Here is a 15,370-nt window from a genome sequence, read left to right on the forward strand (position 1 = left end):
CCCATGACGCGGCCGAACGCGCGTGGCATGGTGGCGCCGCTGCGGGGGCGCGGCGCGTTCCAGGGGGAAGTGCAATGAGCGGCGTGGGCGTGTTCAGCGCCGTGGTGATCGGCATACTGGCCGGCTGGATCGCGGATCTGGCCCTGGCCCGCCGCCACAGCCTGTTCATCAAGCTGCTGATCGGGGTGATCGGCTCGTTCATCGGCGCCTTCATCGCCCAGCGCCTGCACCTGGCGATTCCCGGCTTCCTCGGCAGCCTGGTGGTCTCGGCCGTCGGCGCCACCCTGTTCCTGGCCATCCTCGGCCTCTTCCGGAGATCCGCGTGAGCGCTCCCCTCATTCCGGCGCGCCTGCGCAAGCTGATCGGTTCGCTCGGCGTGGTCGCGATCCTGCTCGGTTGGATCTGGGCCTTCACCAGCCTCTACGACCACCTGCCCATGAACCGCGCGGTGCACCTGATCTACTTCGTGGCGCTGGGCATGGGCTGGGTCCTGCCGGTCATCCCGTTGATCACCTGGATGGGCAAGGCCGACAAGCCGCTGGACGTCGGGCAGCGATAGTTCAGAGCCAGCGCCGATCAGGAAACGAAAAAGGCCGCCCCGAAGGGCGGCCTTTGCGTTTCTTCCGCGATCTTCTCTCCAGAGAGAGAATGGTCGGAGCGACAGGATTCGAACCTGCGACCCCTTGACCCCCAGTCAAGTGCGCTACCAGGCTGCGCCACGCTCCGACGCGGAAGGAGCGCCCTTATAGGCGCCGCTCTTCGCCTCGGCAATCGGAAATCTAACGGTTTTCCACAGTCCTCAAGAACGCGTCAAAAGCCCGTCCAGCCGGGCCTTGATGATGGTGAGGTCGTCCAGCGCCTCGGCCAGGCGCCGACGCTGTTCGGGACTGGGCGCCGTCGGCCCGGTCGAATCGTCGAAGTCGTCGATGATGGGCGAATCGAGGAAGGCCGCGCCGTTCTGGCCCAGCCCCGCGGCGATGACGTGCGACACGCCCTGCTCGCGGTGCAGTTTCTGGACGCCCTTGATGGTGTAGCCCTCGGCGTGCAGCAGCGCGCGCACGCCGTTCAGAACGGCGATGTCCTGCGGACGGTAGAACCGTCGGCCGCCGGCCCGCTTCATCGGCCGGATGAAAGAGAACTTGGTCTCCCAGAATCGCAGGACGTGCTGGGGAACGCCGAGCTCCTCGGCGGCCTCGGAAATCGTGCGGAAGGCGTTCGGCCCCTTCGCCACCGCACGGACTCCTTAGTCGTCCAAGGCGCTGTCGATGCGCGCCTTCATGACCTGCGACGCCCTGAAACCGATGACGCGGCGCGGCTCGATCTCGGCCGGCTCGCCCGTCTTGGGATTGCGCCCCATGCGGGCCCGCTTCTCGCGAACCTGGAAGACGCCAAATCCCGAAAGCTTGACCGTCTCACCCTTCTCGAGCGCCTCGGCCACGAGATCCAGGGTGCGCTCGACGAGACCGGCGCAGTCCTGACGAGTCAGGCCTACCTCCTCGTGGACCGCCTCGCAGAGGTCAGCCCGGGTCAAAGTCGAACCCTTCATAACGCCCCCTTACGCATATGCGCGAACTCAGCACAGTTCGCGCCAATCAGTCTCATCTTCGCGAAAGCGGGCGCACGAAAAGCCCCGATCTCGCTCTACAAGACCTCGTCAACTTGAGACTGCATGCCGCGAATACCGCATGAAGTCAAAGGGTCAAGCCGGATACCTCATATGCCGAGGCAGGCCCTGCCCGACTCGAGGCCAAGCTTGTCCCGTGATCATCAAAGGCGCAGGACGCAGGCGCCCCAGGTCAGGCCCCCGCCCATGGCTTCCAGCAGCAGCAGGTCGCCCGGCTTGATCCGGCCATCAGCGACGCCGTGCGCGAAAGCCAGGGGAATCGAGGCGGCCGAGGTGTTGGCGTGCAGCGCCACCGTCGAGATCACCTTGTCCTCGTCGATGCCGCAGCGATTGGCCACGCCCTGCAGGATTCGCTGGTTGGCCTGGTGCGGGATGAACCAGTCGACCTCGGGCACCGTCACCCCGGCCTTCTCGGCCGCGGCGTGGATGGCCTCGGAAATGTTGATCACCGCGTGCTTGAAGACCTGGTTGCCCAGCATCCGCAGCTTGCCGACCGTGCCCGTGGTCGACGGACCCCCGTCGACATAGAGCAGGTCCTGCTTGGTCCCATCGGCGCGCAGGGCGAAACCCAGCATGCCGCGATCGGCCGTGGTCCCCTCGCCTTGCCCCGGCTCCAGCACGACCGCGCCGGCGCCGTCGCCGAACAGCACGCAGGTGCCGCGGTCGCTCCAGTCCATCAGGCGGGTCATGGCCTCGGCGCCGATGACCAGCGCGCACTTGGCGTTGCCGCGGGCGATGAAGCCGTCGGCCACCGACAGGGCATAAACGAAGCCCGAGCACACGGCCTGGACGTCGAAGGCGATGCCGACGCCCGCGCCCAGCTTGCGCTGCACGATTGCGGCGGTGGCCGGGAAGGTCAGATCGGGCGTCGTCGTGGCCACGATGATCAGGTCGACGTCGGCGGCGGTCTTGCCTGCACGCTCCAGCGCCTGCTTGGCCGCTTCCACGGCCAGATCGGACACGGCCTGGTCGTCGGCGGCCTTGTGGCGCTGGCGGATGCCGGTACGCTCGATGATCCACTCGTCGGAGGTGTCGACAATCTTCGACAGGTCTTCGTTGGTGACGATCTGCGGCGGCAGGTAGGCCCCGACGCCGGTCACCACGCTGCGGACTACGCTCACTCGGCGGCTCCCTGGGTTTCGGCGCTGCCTGCGCCGTCGTCCTTGGCCGCTTGGTCTTTTTCCGCGGTCAGACGCTTCAGATTACGATCGATTTCGGCGGTAAAGTCGCTGCGCGCGAGATCCACCGCCACGCGCACGGCCGAGGCGAAACCGTTGGCGTCGGCGCCGCCGTGGCTCTTGACCACGATGCCATTGAGGCCCAGCAGCGGCCCGCCATTGACCCGGCCGGGATCCAGGCGCTGCTTCATCTTCTTCAGCGAACCCGAGGCGATCAGCGCGCCCAGCATGGCCAGCGGGCCGGCCGTCAGGGTCTGCTTGATCTCGTTGCCGAAGAAGCGCGCCAAGCCCTCGGCGGTCTTCAGGGCGACATTGCCGGTGAAGCCGTCGGTGACCACCACGTCCACCGTGCCGTAGGCGATATCGGTGCCCTCGACGAAGCCGCGATAGTCGAAGTCGAAATGCGGGCTGTCCTGCAGGATGCGGTGCGCCTCGCGCACCTCCTCGTGGCCCTTCTGCTCCTCGGAGCCGACGTTCAGAAGGCCCACGGTCGGACGGGTCGAGCCGTGGACGGCGTGGTGGAAGGCCGCGCCCATGATCGCGAACTCGACCAGCTGCTCGGCGTCGCTCTCGACATTGGCGCCCACGTCCAGCACCGCCGAGATCCCCTTCATGGTCGGCCACGAGGCGACGATGGCCGGACGCTCGAGGTCAGCGCTCATGCGCAGGATCAGCTTGGAAATCGCCATCAAGGCGCCGGTGTTGCCGGCCGAGACGCAGGCCGCAGCCTCGCCCGAACGGATCGCCTCGACGGCGTTCCACAGGCTGGAGCCCTTGCCCCGGCGCATGGCCTGGGCGGGCTTCTCGTCCATGGCGATGGACTTATCGGTGTGAACGACGGTGCAGATCGCCCGCGCGGCCGGCGCCTTGGCCAGCTCGGCGTTCAGCGCGACCTCGTCGCCGTGCACCAGGAAGCGCACGTCGGGCAGGGTCTTGGCCGCGATCTCCAGCGCCGGCACGACCACGGGCGGACCGTGATCTCCGCCCATGGCGTCGATCGAGATGACTACAGGCTTGGGCACGAGGCGCTATCGACTCCTTAGACGGTCGCGACGCGGCCGCTGATTCCCCGGCGTGATATCACGCCGAGAGGCGTAAGGGCCAACTCAGCCCTCGTCGCCCTTGGTTTTCAGCCCCTTCAGGGCCGCGAACGGAGAAAGCTCAACAGGCTCGGGCGGTTGCACGAAAACCGCGCCCGGCTTGCGGGGGAACGGATCCAGCTCCAGGGCCAGGTGCTCGATGACGTATTCGGAGACGTCGATGGTCTCGCCTTCCAGCACGTCCGGCGGATCATCGCCCTCCGGGTCCAGGCCCAGCTCGCCGCCTTCGTCCTGCGGGGCGTGCTCGCTGTTGGCCGGCAGCACGCGCAGGCTGAAGCGGGCGTCGATCGGGGTCTCGAAGTCGTCGCTGGTGACGCCGCAGGTCTGGACGACGCGGGCGCGCAGCACGCCGGACACTTCGGCGCCGTCCATCCACGAGCGCAGATAAACGTCGGCCTTCAGCTCATGCAGCGACACCAGGCCCAGTTGCTTGGCGATCGCCTTCAGCACGGTTTCGTCGGGGGCCAGCTTCAGGTCCACCCCGCCGCGATCGACGCGGGCCAGGGTGACGGTGCTGGGCCAGGGATCGATCAGACGTTCGGCCATTGCACCTCTCCGTTCAGCAGCGCGTCGAGCGACTGGCCTGCCAGAGCTTCGCGCGCCGACCGCACATAGGCGCTAACCGTCGCCACGTCACCCTCGCCGCGCTCCTCGAAGATGGTGCGGGCCAGCGCCGCATCCAGTTCGGCGGTGTCGGGCAGCGTCGCGAACGCCTCGTCATAGGTCTTCAGCCGGCCGTAGAAGGCCCCGGCCAGCTTCTTCATCTTCTTGCCGACCGCCGTGTCGGACACGCCGATCTCGCGGAAGGCGTCATCGAGCCCGCGCACATAGGAATCGAACACCGACTGGGAGGTCTCGGCCGCAGCCTCGCCCTGCCCTTTCAGCCGCTCGATCACCAGCACGACATGCAGGGTGAAGAGCTCGAACCGGCCCTCCATCGAGTCGCGAACGCCGAATTCGGCGTAGAATCGCGGAGAGCGGGCCTGGGCGACCGCCGAGGCATAGAGCTTTTCCCCCGCCAGCTTCGCGGGCCTGGGCTTGAGTAGCCGTTCCAGAAACATTCCACGCCTCTATTTCGCCGCGAGCCGCCTCTAGATCGCCTGAGCATCCACGCGGGCCATTGAACTAAGCCCGCGCGGGCGATAGGTCAAAGTCCAGCCTTCTTCCGGTTCCGGAGCCTCAATGTCTCGCCCCGCCGTTTTCGCCGCCGCCGTCATCGGCCTCGCCGCCGTCGCCGGAGGCTGCACGCCGCTGACGAGCTATTCGGGCTTCCAGGCCATCGAGGCCAAGCCGACCGACATGAAGGTGGGCGAGGACAGCAAGTCGACCGTCCGTGAAAAGCTGGGCTCGCCGTCGGCGGTGTCCACCTTCGACAGCAACGCCTGGTACTACATCTCGCAGACCACCGACCGCGTGGCCTTCTACAAGCCGCGCGTGATCAAGCGCGACGTGGTGGCGATCAAGTTCGACGCCGCCGACGAGAAGGTCGCCTCGGTCGACACCTTCACCCTGAAGGACGGCAAGGTCATCGCCTACAACGGTCGCGAAACCCCGACCCGCGGTCGCGAGATGACCGTGCTGGAGCAGTTGCTCGGCACCGTCGGTCGCGGTGGCATGCTGCCCCAGGACGACGAGGGCGTGCCCGGCACCCGCCCCGGCGACCGTCGCTAGGCTGACGATTAAGTCGGTTAACCGACACTTCAACCTTACCGAAGCTTGACCATAAGCGCGTGATTTCGTGCGACTTTTTGTCGCCGCATCAACGTTTCCTCAAGCACGCCCGTCACAACCTTTCCGTCTGGTCGACGCTGGGGCCCCAACCCTGGCGCTGATTGCTCTGGGGGAGAAGGTCGTGAGCGCGCTCGATCTGCGGGCGTTGACGATGCTTATCGTCGACGACAACGCCAACATGCGCGGCATTCTGTCCGCGATCCTGAAGTCCGCCGGCGTGCGGCGCATCCTCGAGGCCGGCGACGGCGTCGAGGGACTGAAGCTGTTTTCCGAGCGCGAGGTCGACATCGTGTTCACCGACCTGATGATGCAGCCGGTGGACGGACTGTCGTTCGTGCACTGGATCCGCAACTCGCAGGCCAGCCCGAACCCGTACGCGCCGATCATCATGATGACCGGCCACGCCACCCGCCGCAGCCTGGATGAAGCCAGGATGGCCGGGGTGACCGAGTTCCTGGCCAAGCCGCTGAACGCGCGCGGGGTGATGCACCGCATCAACGAGGTCATCAACAATCCGCGGGATTTCGTCCGCACGCAGGCCTATTTCGGCCCCTGCCGCCGTCGACGTATCGACCACGACTTCACCGGCGACGAGCGCCGCGGCGCCCAGCCCACGCCGACTCTGCTGGGCGGCGAGGCCGACACGGCCTACGACTTCGATCCCGAAGAGGTCTACTGATCCTTCCGCGACGAAAAACGCCCCGGAGCATAAGCTCCGGGGCGTTCTCGTTCAGACCGGTATCAAGATCAGCCGTGGGCCAGCACCGCCAGGAGCAGCAGGGCCACGATGTTGGTGATCTTGATCATCGGGTTCACGGCAGGACCCGAGGTGTCCTTGTAGGGGTCGCCGACGGTGTCGCCGGTGACGGCCGCCTTGTGGGTGTCGCCGCCCTTCTTGTGCAAGACGCCGTCCTTGTCGGTGAAGCCCTCCTCGATCACCTTCTTGGCGTTGTCCCAGGCGCCGCCGCCGCTGGTCATCGAGACCGCGACGAACAGGCCGGTGACGATCACCCCCATCAGCATGGCGCCGAGACAGGCGAAGGCGTCGACCTTGCCGGCGATGGCGTTGATGACGAAGAACAGCGCCACCGGCGAAACCACCGGCAGCAGGGACGGCACGATCATCTCGCGGATGGCCGCCTTAGTCAGGATGTCGACCGCCTTGCCGTATTCGGGCTTGGTCTCGTAGGTCATGATGCCCGGGTTGTCGCGGAACTGGCGACGGACCTCGGCCACCACCGACTCGGCCGCGCGGCCGACGGCGGTCATCGACAGGCCGCCGAACAGGAACGGCAGCAGACCCCCGAACAGCAGGCCGACCACGACATAGGGGTTGGACAGGTCGAAGCTAACCGCCCCCATGCCGTCGAAGAAGCTGCCCGGCGCGGCGTTCTCGGAGAAGAACTTCAGGTCTTCCGTATAGGCCGCGAACAGCACCAGAGCCCCCAGGCCGGCCGAGCCGATGGCATAGCCCTTGGTGACGGCCTTGGTGGTGTTGCCGACCGCGTCGAGAGCGTCGGTGGTGACGCGGACTTCCGGCGGCAGGCCGGCCATTTCGGCGATGCCGCCGGCGTTGTCGGTGACGGGACCGAAGGCGTCCAGCGCGACGATGAAGCCGGCCAGGGACAGCATGGTGGTGGTGGCGATGGCGATGCCGAACAGGCCCGCCAGGTTATAGGTCACCACGATGCCGACGATGATGGTCAGGGCCGGCAGGGCCGTGGACTCCAGCGACATCGCCAGGCCCTGGATGACATTGGTGCCGTGGCCGGACACGCTGGCCTGCGCCACCGACTTCACCGGACGGAAGCCCGTGCCGGTGTAGTACTCGGTGATCACCACGATCAGAGCCGTCACCACCAGGCCCGCGAGGCCGCAGTAGAACAGGTTGTCGGCGGTGAACATCCGGCCGTCGAGCTCGATCGCGGTCGGAACCAGCTGGTGGATCACCCACCACACGGCCGGCACCGACAGCACGCCGGTGACGATCAGGCCCTGGTAGAGGGCGCCCATGATGTTGTTCTTCTTGCCCAGCCGGACGAAGAACGCGCCGATGATCGAGGTGGCGATGCACACCGCGCAGATCGCAAGCGGCAGCAGCATCATCGAACCGACGACGTCGGTGCCGGTGAAGAAGATCGCCGCCAGCACCATGGTGGCGACCGTGGTCACCGCATAGGTCTCGAACAGGTCGGCGGCCATGCCGGCGCAGTCGCCGACGTTGTCGCCCACATTGTCGGCGATGGTCGCGGCGTTGCGGGGGTCGTCCTCGGGAATGCCCGCCTCGACCTTGCCGACGAGGTCGCCGCCCACGTCGGCGCCCTTGGTGAAGATACCCCCGCCCAGGCGGGCGAAGATCGAGATCAAGCTGGCGCCGAAGCCCAGCGCCACCAGCGAGTCGATGACGACACGGTCGGTGCCCTCATGTCCGACCGACAGCAGCAGGGCGAAGTAGCCCGCGACGCCGATCAGGGCGAAGCCGGCCACCAACATGCCGGTGACGGCGCCCGAGGTGAAGGCCATCGACAGGCCCTTGCCCAGCCCCTCGGACGAGGCCTGGGCGGTGCGGACGTTGGCGCGAACCGAGATCAGCATGCCGGCGAAGCCCGCCAGGCCCGAGAGGATCGCGCCCAGCGCGAAACCGACGGGCTGCTCCCAGCCCTTGAAGAAGAATGCGAGCAAAGCCACGACCACGACGCCGACGATGGCGATGGTCGTGTACTGACGGTTCAGATAGGCCTGAGCGCCTTCCTGAATGGCCGCGGCGATCTCCTGCATCTTCGCATCGCCCGGCGAGGCCTTCAAAAGCCTGGCGGTCTGAACCGCGCCATACAGCACCGCCAGAAGCCCGGCGCCGATGGCTACGTAAAGCCAAGAACTCATGGGTGTTGTGCCCCTTCGTGTTTCAATCACGAGGGGTCGCGGTTCCCGGCATGGAGGATCGACGAGCGCCCCAGGCCAGGAGCGGCGGGCGGGCCTTAGGGCCTCATTCCCCCTCGAAGCTCCCTGATCTGGCCCCGACATCGGCGCCAGGGGGAAACACTGACATTCACAAGCCTAGCGCGCAACCGCTTGCGAGAACGGCGTTCGCGAAGCTTCAGGGGATGATCGGGGCCGAATCGACGGGCGCCGGTGCCGGCTTGACGGCGGCCTTCGGCGCGGGCTTGGGCGGCGGCACGAAGTTGCGCGGGGTCTGCTTGCCGATGGTCACCGCGGCGACCTTGCCCTTGCCGACCAGCGCGACGGCCTCGCGCATGACGATCGCCTTCACCTTGCCCTCGTCGAGCAGGACGTAGCTGCCCGGCTTGTTCAGCGGCTGCTTGTGGGCCGCGCGCACCAGGGCGTCGCGCAGCAGCGGCTCCTTGCCGGCGAAGGCGGTGACGTCCCCGGCCGGCGGCAGGGTCAGGGAGAGTTCAACGAAGATGTAGTTGATCAGGCGTCCCTCGACGACGATCGGCAGGGCCATCGACCCCAGCTTGATCACCGGATCTTCCTTTTCCTTCTCGCCCTCCCCGCCTTCCTTCTTCTTCTCCTTGCCGGAGGCGAAAGCGGGCGCGGCGCACAGCACCAGCGGCGCGGTGAATGCGAGCACGGCGCGGCGAGACAGGATGGCACGGGTCATGCCCGAGCCATTAACCGAGAAGGCTTGAGGTTTCGCTACCGGGCGGGACGGGGCCCGCCTCAGCCGTGCAGCCAGCCTAGCCGCTGGGGCGTGATGTCCTTGCCCTTGAACAGGGCGGCCACGCCCTCCCCTTCCACGAACTCGCCGATGTCGCGCACCGGCAGGCCGGCGGCGAAGGCGGCGGCCTGGAAGGCCGCGACGTCGGCGGCGGGAACGGCGCAGACAACCTCGTAGTCGTCGCCGCCCGAAGCCAGCGACATGCGGGCCTCGCCGCGCTCGGGCTGTGCTTCCAGCCACTTGCGGGCGCCGGTCGACAGCGGCAGACGGTCGAGGTCGACCTTGACCTGCAGGCCGCTGGCCTTGGCGATGTGGCCGGCGTCGGCCAGCAGGCCGTCGGAGACGTCGGCGGCGGCGTGGGCGAACTGGCGCAGGGCCTCGCGCAGCGCCAGGCGCGGCGCAGGCGTGCGATAGCGGCGCACGAGGCCGCCATCGGGATCCTCGACCTCGCCCCAGTGCGCCAGCAAGCCAAGCCAGCCGTCGCCGATGCTGCCGGACACCATCAGCCGGTCGCCCGCCTTGGCGCCGCGACGCAGGACGGCCGCCCCTTGCGGGACCCAGCCCAGCAGTGTCGCAGAAACGACCATGGCTCCGGAGGTGGTGACCGTGTCGCCGCCCAGAAGATTGACGCCAAAAGCCTGGCCGTCCTCGGCCAAACCGCGAGCGAAGGTCTCGCGATCCTCGACCGTCGTGCCCGAGGGCCAGCCGACGGCCAGGAAGTAGCCGTAGGGCTCCGCGCCCTTGGCGGCGAGGTCCGAGAGATTGGTGCGCAGCAAACGACGGGCGACGATGTCGAGATCCTCGCCGGCCAGGAAGTGCACGCCGGCGACCATGGCGTCCTTGGTGATCACCAGGTCGTAGCCAGGGCGCGAGGGCAGCACCGCCGCGTCGTCGAGCAGGTCGAGCGCGACGGGATCACCGTTGGTCAGCGGACGCAGATGGGTCGCGATCAGCTCGAACTCGTCCGGACCCGACGGCGCGGCCGCGGGAGGGACGTCGTCGAACCATGACTCATCGTCCTCCGCCGCCGGCGCGGCGGCCGGGGCGGGATCGTCGAACCAGTCGTCGTCAGACTCGGGCGTCACGCGCGATGGCGTCCAGGGCGCCGTTGATGAAGCCGGCTTCCGGCCCCTCGAAGAACGACTTGGCGATCTCGACATACTCGTCGATCACCACCTCGGTCGGAACGTCCGGGCGGTTCATCAGCTCGTAGGCCCCGGCGCGCAGCACGGCGCGGGCGGTGGCGTCCAGGCGCTCGAGCTTCCAGCCCGAGGCCAGGCGGCGCACGATGGCCGGATCGATGATCGCCTGCTTGGAGACGACGCCCTTCACCAGGTCGGCGAAGAAGCTCTCGTCGGCCTGGGCCAATTGCGCGCCTTCGGTGTCTTCGACGGCGCGGTCGAAGCGGTGCTCGGAAAACTCGCGCACGACGGCGTCGACGCCGGCGCCGGAGACTTCCATCTGATAGAGGGCCTGAACGGCCGCCAGACGGGAAACGGAACGGGGCTGGATGCGCTTGCTCATCGCGCTTGTCCCGACAGCTGACGCTTCAAACCCACGATCTCCAGGCATTCCCGAGCGGCTTGGCCCCCGCGGTCGCCCTGCGAGAGGCGCGCGCGATTCCAGGCCTGATCCTCGTCATCAACCGTCAACACGCCGTAACCAATGGCCAACCTTTTTCCGACGGCCAGATCCTGCAAGCCACGGGCGGTCTCGTTGGACACGATCTCGAAGTGGTAGGTCTCGCCGCGCACAACGGCGCCCAGCGCGATATAGCCGTCGTAGCGCACACCCGACGGGCCCTTGCCAGCCTCTTCGGCGATGGCGATGGCGGCGGGGATCTGCATGGCGTCCGAGACCGTGACGACCTCGTACTCCGCGCCCTGGGCCTCGATCGCCTGCACGGCGCCGGCCAGCAGCGCGTCCGACAGGCCCGAATAACGGCGCCCCTCGACGATCAGCAGACGAATCCTGTCTTCCACCATATGCCTCTGAACTCCTGGGCGGACGGGAGGCCTCATTGGGCCGTCACACGCCGACCCGAAAAAACGAATCGTAGAATGCGCCTATAGCTCGTCTTCGGCGACGTCGCTCAAGCCTTCTTCGCCCAAAAACTTCGCGAAATCACTGGTCTCCCGGAAATCGCGATAAACCGAGGCGTAGCGGACATAGGCCACGTCATCGAGCGACTTGAGAGCCTTCATCACCATTTCGCCCACGACCGACGACTGAAGCTCGGTCTCGCCCTGGCTTTCCAGCTGGCGAACGATGCCGTTGACCATCCGCTCGACCCGCTCGCCCTCGATCGGCCGCTTGCGGGTGGCCAGCGAGATCGAACGCATCAGCTTGTCGCGGTCGAACGGCGAGCGACGGCCCGACCGCTTGACGATGATCAGTTCACGGAGCTGGACGCGCTCGAAGGTGGTGAAGCGGCCGCCGCATTCCGGGCAGAGGCGGCGACGGCGGATGGCCGCGCCGTCTTCCGACGGGCGGCTGTCCTTCACCTGGCTTTCGGCGTGGCCGCAGAATGGGCAGCGCATGATCTTGGGCCCTCCCCTGCGGCCTTAGGCCATTAGTTGTAGATCGGGAACCGGGCCGTCAAGGCCAGGACTTCCTCGCGCACCTTGGCCTCGACCGCGGCGTTGCCTTCCGGACCGTTGGCGGCCAGGCCGTTGACGACCTCGCCGATCAGCTCGCCCACGCGGGTGAACTCGGCTTCCTTGAAGCCGCGGGTGGTGCCGGCCGGCGTGCCCAGGCGGATGCCCGAAGTGATCGTGAACGGCGCGGTGTCGAACGGCACGCCGTTCTTGTTGCAGGTCATGTGGGCGCGCTCGAGGCTGTGCTCGGCGTCGCGGCCGGTCACGCCCTTGGGACGCAGGTCGACCAGCATCAGGTGGCTGTCGGTGCCGCCCGAGACGATGTTGACGCCCGACTTGCCCAGCGCTTCGGCCAGGGCCTTGGCGTTGGCGATGATCTGCTTTGCGTAGTCCTTGAAGGCCGGCTGCAATGCTTCCCCGAACGCCACGGCCTTGGCGGCGATGACGTGCTCGAGCGGGCCGCCTTGCAGGCCGGGGAACACGGCCGAGTTGACCTTCTTGATGATGGCTTCGTCGTTGGTCAGCACCATGCCGCCGCGCGGGCCGCGCAGGGTCTTGTGGGTGGTGGTGGTGACGACGTGGGCGTGCGGGACGGGGTTGGGGAACACGCCGCCGGCCACCAGGCCCGCGAAGTGGGCCATGTCGACCATCAGGTAGGCGCCGACGCTGTCGGCGATCTCGCGGAAGCGGGCGAAGTCGATCTCGCGGCTGTAGGCGCTGCCGCCGGCGATGATCAGCTTGGGCTTCTCGCGCTGGGCGACCTCGGCGACGTTGTCATAGTCGATCAGCTGGTCCTGCTGGCGCACGGTGTAGGACACCGGCTTGAACCACTTGCCCGACTGGTTGGCGGGCGAGCCGTGGGTCAGGTGGCCGCCAGCGGCCAGGTCCATGCCCATGAAGGTGTCGCCCGGCTGCAGCAGCGACATGAACACCGACTGGTTGGCCTGCGAGCCCGAGTGCGGCTGGACGTTGGCGAAGGCCGCGCCGAACAGCTGCTTGGCGCGCTCGATGGCGATGGTCTCGATCTCGTCGACCCATTCGCAGCCGCCGTAGTAGCGCTTGCCCGGATAGCCCTCGGCATACTTGTTGGTCAGGATCGAGCCCTGGGCCTCGAGCACCGCCTTCGAGACGATGTTTTCCGAGGCGATCAGCTCGATCTGGTTCTGCTGACGGCCCAGCTCCCGACCAATGCGATCGAAGATGTCGCGGTCGGCGGTCGCGAGATCGGCGCCGAAGAACTTGGTCAGGTCGGTGGAAGTCGTCATCAGGCGCTCCTTGGGACAGGCGGCGGGCTTCTAGGCGGCGCGCTCCCGCGACGGGGAGTCGACGGCGCTCTCTTTAGCGTCCTTCGCGCCGCGATCAATGACGGAACCGCGACGGTAACCATGCGTTGCTCAGAACTCCGGCGGGGTGTGGCAACCGCGCCGGATGTTTTCGAGTGCAACGAACAGAAATGGGCGGGTTTGCGTATGGCGGTTTCTCACGGCGAAACGGGGTCGGAATTTTCGGACGACACCGATCTGCTGGCGCTGAGCGCGAGCATCGTCGCGGCCTATGTCGGACAGAACAAGATCCCCCAAACCGCCGTGCCCGACCTGATCCGCACGGTCCACGGCGCGCTGCAGAGCCTGAACGGCGAACCGGTGGCGGCCAAGCCCGCCGAGAAGCAGAAGCCGGCCGTGCCCGTCTCCCGCTCGGTGCAGCACGACTACATCGTCTGCCTCGAGGACGGTAAGAAGCTGAAGATGCTCAAGCGCTACCTGCGCTCGCACTACGACATGAGCCCCGAGGACTACCGCCGCAAATGGGGCCTGCCTTCCGACTATCCCATGGTCGCCCCGGCCTATGCCGCGCGTCGCTCGGACTTCGCCAAGCAGATCGGCCTGGGCAAGGGCGTGCGCCGAAGGGCGTGAGCCCTCCCCGTCTTACGCCGCCGAGAAGATGTCGCGCTTCTTGAAGCCGGCGGTCATGAACCGGCCCATGGCCTTGGGCATGGTTAGCCAGCGCACCGGCGCGGCCGTGGCCTCGCCCTTCAGCACGCCCTCGGCGATGAACGGTGCGACGGTTTCCACCCGGTCGCCCAGGATGTTGTAGAGCTTCATCGACTTGGCGCGGTCGGCGTCCGAGGCGTCGCGCATCTCCGACTGCAGAAGGTCGGTGGCCACGATGCCGGGGCTGATCGTGCCCATGCGGACGCTGGTGCCATCCAGCTCCTTGCCCATCGACTTGGTGAAATAGGTCACGGCTCGCTTCGTGGCGCCGTAGAGCGTCAGGCCCGAGGCGGTCATGCCGTCGCTGCCGAAGCCCTCGAAATTGTAGATCGCCCCGCCGCCGGGCTGGGCCAGCATGCGGATCATCGCCAGCTTGGAAGCCTTGATCACGCCGAGCAGGTTGGTGGCGACCACCGCGTCGATCTCGGCCTCTTCCACCTGGTCGAGGCGCACGCGCGGCGACACCGAGCCGGCGTTGTTGATCCAGATGTCGACCGAGCCGAACCGTTCGACGGCGGTGTTCCACAGCGCTTCCAGGTCGGCCACCATGCTGACGTCGCAGGCCTTGGCGGCGACCGCGCCGCCCGTGGCTTCCAGCTTGGCCAGGGCCTCGGCGAGCACCCGCTCGTTGCGGCCGGAGATCACCACCTGGCAGCCGCGTTCGAGGAAGGCTTCGGCCAGGCCGAAGCCGATGCCGCGGCTGCTGCCGGTGATCACGATGGTCTTCACGGTGCGACTCTCCCCTCGCAGGACGCCGCATCTAGAGACCAAGAGCGGCCGTCCTGTCGCCATGACGTGACGGGAAACCGCCACGCGGAGAGGCGTCAGCCCCCTTCCCGCTCCAGCCAACCGCTGGCTTCTGACCGGGCCCAGGCGATCTGAGGGCCCAGGTCGAAGCGCGCATCTTCGTCGGCCAGGGACAACAGGTCCTCGGCTTCGTCCAGCGCCAGTAGATCGCCAGCAGCCTCGCCCAGATAGGCGTCGGGCAACTCGTGCTGGTGGAAGGCGATGTCGGCGAGAATGGCGCGGACCAGATCGACGCGAGCGGGCACGCACAGCGGGTCACGGGCCAGGGCCTCGCGCAGGAAGGGCGCTGGCGGCGCATGCCAGGTCGAGCCGCCGCTCGACAGGCGGGCCTGCCAGACCAGCGGCCAGGGATCGGCCGGCTTGGCTTGCGCCCACTCTTCCAAGGTCGGGCGGACCAGCAGGCGAAACAGCGGCACGGGCAGCACGGCTTCAGGCTGCCCGCGATAGGCCAGGCGCTTTTTGCCAATCCAGGCGGCGAAGGCGACGCGGTCGGCCAGCGGCCAACTCACCGCCCCGGCGATAAAGGCGTCGAGGGCTTCCAGCGCTTCGCGGCGCAGGCCCTGGTGGCGAAGACGGAAATAATCGGCCGCGCCGGACCAGCCGGGGTGCTCGGACGCATCCTCGGCCAGTTCGCGCAGGTAGCCCAGATCGAAACCCAAGACG

20 protein-coding genes and 1 tRNA gene are annotated in these 15,370 nt (G+C 67.4%); 5 read left to right on the forward strand and 16 right to left on the reverse strand.

The annotated features are described in order from the left end of the window. Positions 1-74: 74 nt before the first annotated feature. Together P7A99_RS04335 and P7A99_RS04340 are read left to right on the forward strand one after the other, a co-directional pair. Positions 75-326, forward strand: a complete 252-nt coding sequence (locus P7A99_RS04335; protein ID WP_277792708.1) for a GlsB/YeaQ/YmgE family stress response membrane protein — start codon at positions 75-77, stop codon at positions 324-326. Beyond that, positions 317-559: a DUF2842 domain-containing protein gene (locus tag P7A99_RS04340; protein ID WP_277792764.1), complete on the forward strand. Its 243-nt coding sequence runs from the start codon at positions 317-319 to the stop codon at positions 557-559. The genes P7A99_RS04335 and P7A99_RS04340 overlap by 10 nt, the downstream gene beginning before the upstream one ends. 90 nt (positions 560-649) lie before the next feature. On the opposite strand, the gene P7A99_RS04345 is transcribed toward P7A99_RS04340, so the two are convergent. The 7 genes from P7A99_RS04345 to P7A99_RS04375 form a co-directional block, all read right to left on the reverse strand. Further along, positions 650-726 (reverse strand) — tRNA-Pro (locus P7A99_RS04345). A gap of 73 nt (positions 727-799) precedes the next feature. Further along, positions 800-1,231, reverse strand: a complete 432-nt coding sequence (locus P7A99_RS04350; RefSeq protein WP_277792709.1) for a MerR family transcriptional regulator — start codon at positions 1,229-1,231, stop codon at positions 800-802. A 12-nt stretch (positions 1,232-1,243) separates the two neighbouring features. Beyond that, positions 1,244-1,546, reverse strand: a complete 303-nt coding sequence (locus tag P7A99_RS04355) for an integration host factor subunit alpha (protein WP_058346906.1) — start codon at positions 1,544-1,546, stop codon at positions 1,244-1,246. A gap of 221 nt (positions 1,547-1,767) precedes the next feature. Then, entirely contained in the window at positions 1,768-2,745 is a 978-nt protein-coding gene (locus P7A99_RS04360; protein ID WP_277792710.1) for a beta-ketoacyl-ACP synthase III, read from the reverse strand. Further along, entirely contained in the window at positions 2,742-3,824 is a 1,083-nt protein-coding gene (gene plsX, locus P7A99_RS04365; RefSeq protein WP_277792711.1) for a phosphate acyltransferase PlsX, read from the reverse strand. Before plsX ends, P7A99_RS04360 begins: the two co-directional genes overlap by 4 nt. An 84-nt stretch (positions 3,825-3,908) precedes the next feature. Further along, positions 3,909-4,448 (reverse strand): YceD family protein, encoded by a 540-nt coding sequence (locus P7A99_RS04370; RefSeq protein ID WP_277792712.1) that lies wholly within the window; start codon positions 4,446-4,448, stop codon positions 3,909-3,911. Then, positions 4,433-4,963, reverse strand: coding sequence for a ubiquinol-cytochrome C chaperone family protein (locus P7A99_RS04375; RefSeq protein WP_277792713.1), 531 nt, complete (start codon positions 4,961-4,963; stop codon positions 4,433-4,435). Before P7A99_RS04375 ends, P7A99_RS04370 begins: the two co-directional genes overlap by 16 nt. A gap of 121 nt (positions 4,964-5,084) precedes the next feature. Here P7A99_RS04375 and P7A99_RS04380 point away from each other — a divergent pair, with 121 nt between their 5' ends. Together P7A99_RS04380 and P7A99_RS04385 are read left to right on the forward strand one after the other, a co-directional pair. Beyond that, a complete protein-coding gene (locus P7A99_RS04380) occupies positions 5,085-5,573 on the forward strand; it encodes an outer membrane protein assembly factor BamE (protein WP_277792714.1) in 489 nt (162 codons plus the stop codon). A 181-nt stretch (positions 5,574-5,754) separates the two neighbouring features. After that, a complete protein-coding gene (locus P7A99_RS04385) occupies positions 5,755-6,312 on the forward strand; it encodes a response regulator (RefSeq protein ID WP_277792715.1) in 558 nt (185 codons plus the stop codon). 68 nt (positions 6,313-6,380) lie between these two features. Here P7A99_RS04385 and P7A99_RS04390 read toward each other — a convergent pair whose 3' ends face one another. From P7A99_RS04390 to glyA, 7 genes are all read right to left on the reverse strand, one after another. Beyond that, complete coding sequence (locus tag P7A99_RS04390) at positions 6,381-8,516, reverse strand: sodium-translocating pyrophosphatase (protein ID WP_277792716.1); 2,136 nt, start codon at positions 8,514-8,516, stop codon at positions 6,381-6,383. A gap of 214 nt (positions 8,517-8,730) precedes the next feature. Continuing rightward, entirely contained in the window at positions 8,731-9,255 is a 525-nt protein-coding gene (locus tag P7A99_RS04395) for a hypothetical protein (RefSeq protein WP_277792717.1), read from the reverse strand. Between the two features lie 59 nt (positions 9,256-9,314). Continuing rightward, positions 9,315-10,472 (reverse strand): thiamine-phosphate kinase, encoded by a 1,158-nt coding sequence (gene thiL, locus P7A99_RS04400; RefSeq protein WP_277792718.1) that lies wholly within the window; start codon positions 10,470-10,472, stop codon positions 9,315-9,317. Then, entirely contained in the window at positions 10,381-10,836 is a 456-nt protein-coding gene (nusB, locus tag P7A99_RS04405) for a transcription antitermination factor NusB (protein WP_116488824.1), read from the reverse strand. Before nusB ends, thiL begins: the two co-directional genes overlap by 92 nt. Beyond that, on the reverse strand, positions 10,833-11,297 hold the full coding sequence (locus P7A99_RS04410; RefSeq protein ID WP_277792719.1) for a 6,7-dimethyl-8-ribityllumazine synthase: 465 nt from the start codon (positions 11,295-11,297) through the stop codon (positions 10,833-10,835). The genes nusB and P7A99_RS04410 overlap by 4 nt, the downstream gene beginning before the upstream one ends. An 81-nt stretch (positions 11,298-11,378) precedes the next feature. Beyond that, complete coding sequence (nrdR, locus tag P7A99_RS04415; RefSeq protein ID WP_101714276.1) at positions 11,379-11,852, reverse strand: transcriptional regulator NrdR; 474 nt, start codon at positions 11,850-11,852, stop codon at positions 11,379-11,381. A 32-nt stretch (positions 11,853-11,884) separates the two neighbouring features. Further along, positions 11,885-13,174, reverse strand: coding sequence for a serine hydroxymethyltransferase (gene glyA, locus P7A99_RS04420; RefSeq protein ID WP_277792720.1), 1,290 nt, complete (start codon positions 13,172-13,174; stop codon positions 11,885-11,887). A 204-nt stretch (positions 13,175-13,378) separates the two neighbouring features. Between glyA and P7A99_RS04425 the strand changes: the two genes are divergently transcribed. Then, the gene (locus tag P7A99_RS04425; RefSeq protein WP_277792721.1) at positions 13,379-13,822 is read left to right on the forward strand and encodes a MucR family transcriptional regulator; all 444 of its coding nucleotides are present in this window, start codon (positions 13,379-13,381) and stop codon (positions 13,820-13,822) included. 12 nt (positions 13,823-13,834) lie between these two features. On the opposite strand, the gene P7A99_RS04430 is transcribed toward P7A99_RS04425, so the two are convergent. Then, on the reverse strand, positions 13,835-14,629 hold the full coding sequence (locus P7A99_RS04430; protein WP_277792722.1) for an SDR family NAD(P)-dependent oxidoreductase: 795 nt from the start codon (positions 14,627-14,629) through the stop codon (positions 13,835-13,837). Positions 14,630-14,724: 95 nt separating this feature from the next. After that, a complete protein-coding gene (locus P7A99_RS04435) occupies positions 14,725-15,366 on the reverse strand; it encodes a hypothetical protein (RefSeq protein ID WP_277792723.1) in 642 nt (213 codons plus the stop codon). Positions 15,367-15,370: the final 4 nt, after the last annotated feature.

The organism is Caulobacter endophyticus, assembly GCF_029543245.1.
GTDB classification, from domain to species: Bacteria; Pseudomonadota; Alphaproteobacteria; order Caulobacterales; family Caulobacteraceae; genus Caulobacter; species Caulobacter endophyticus_A.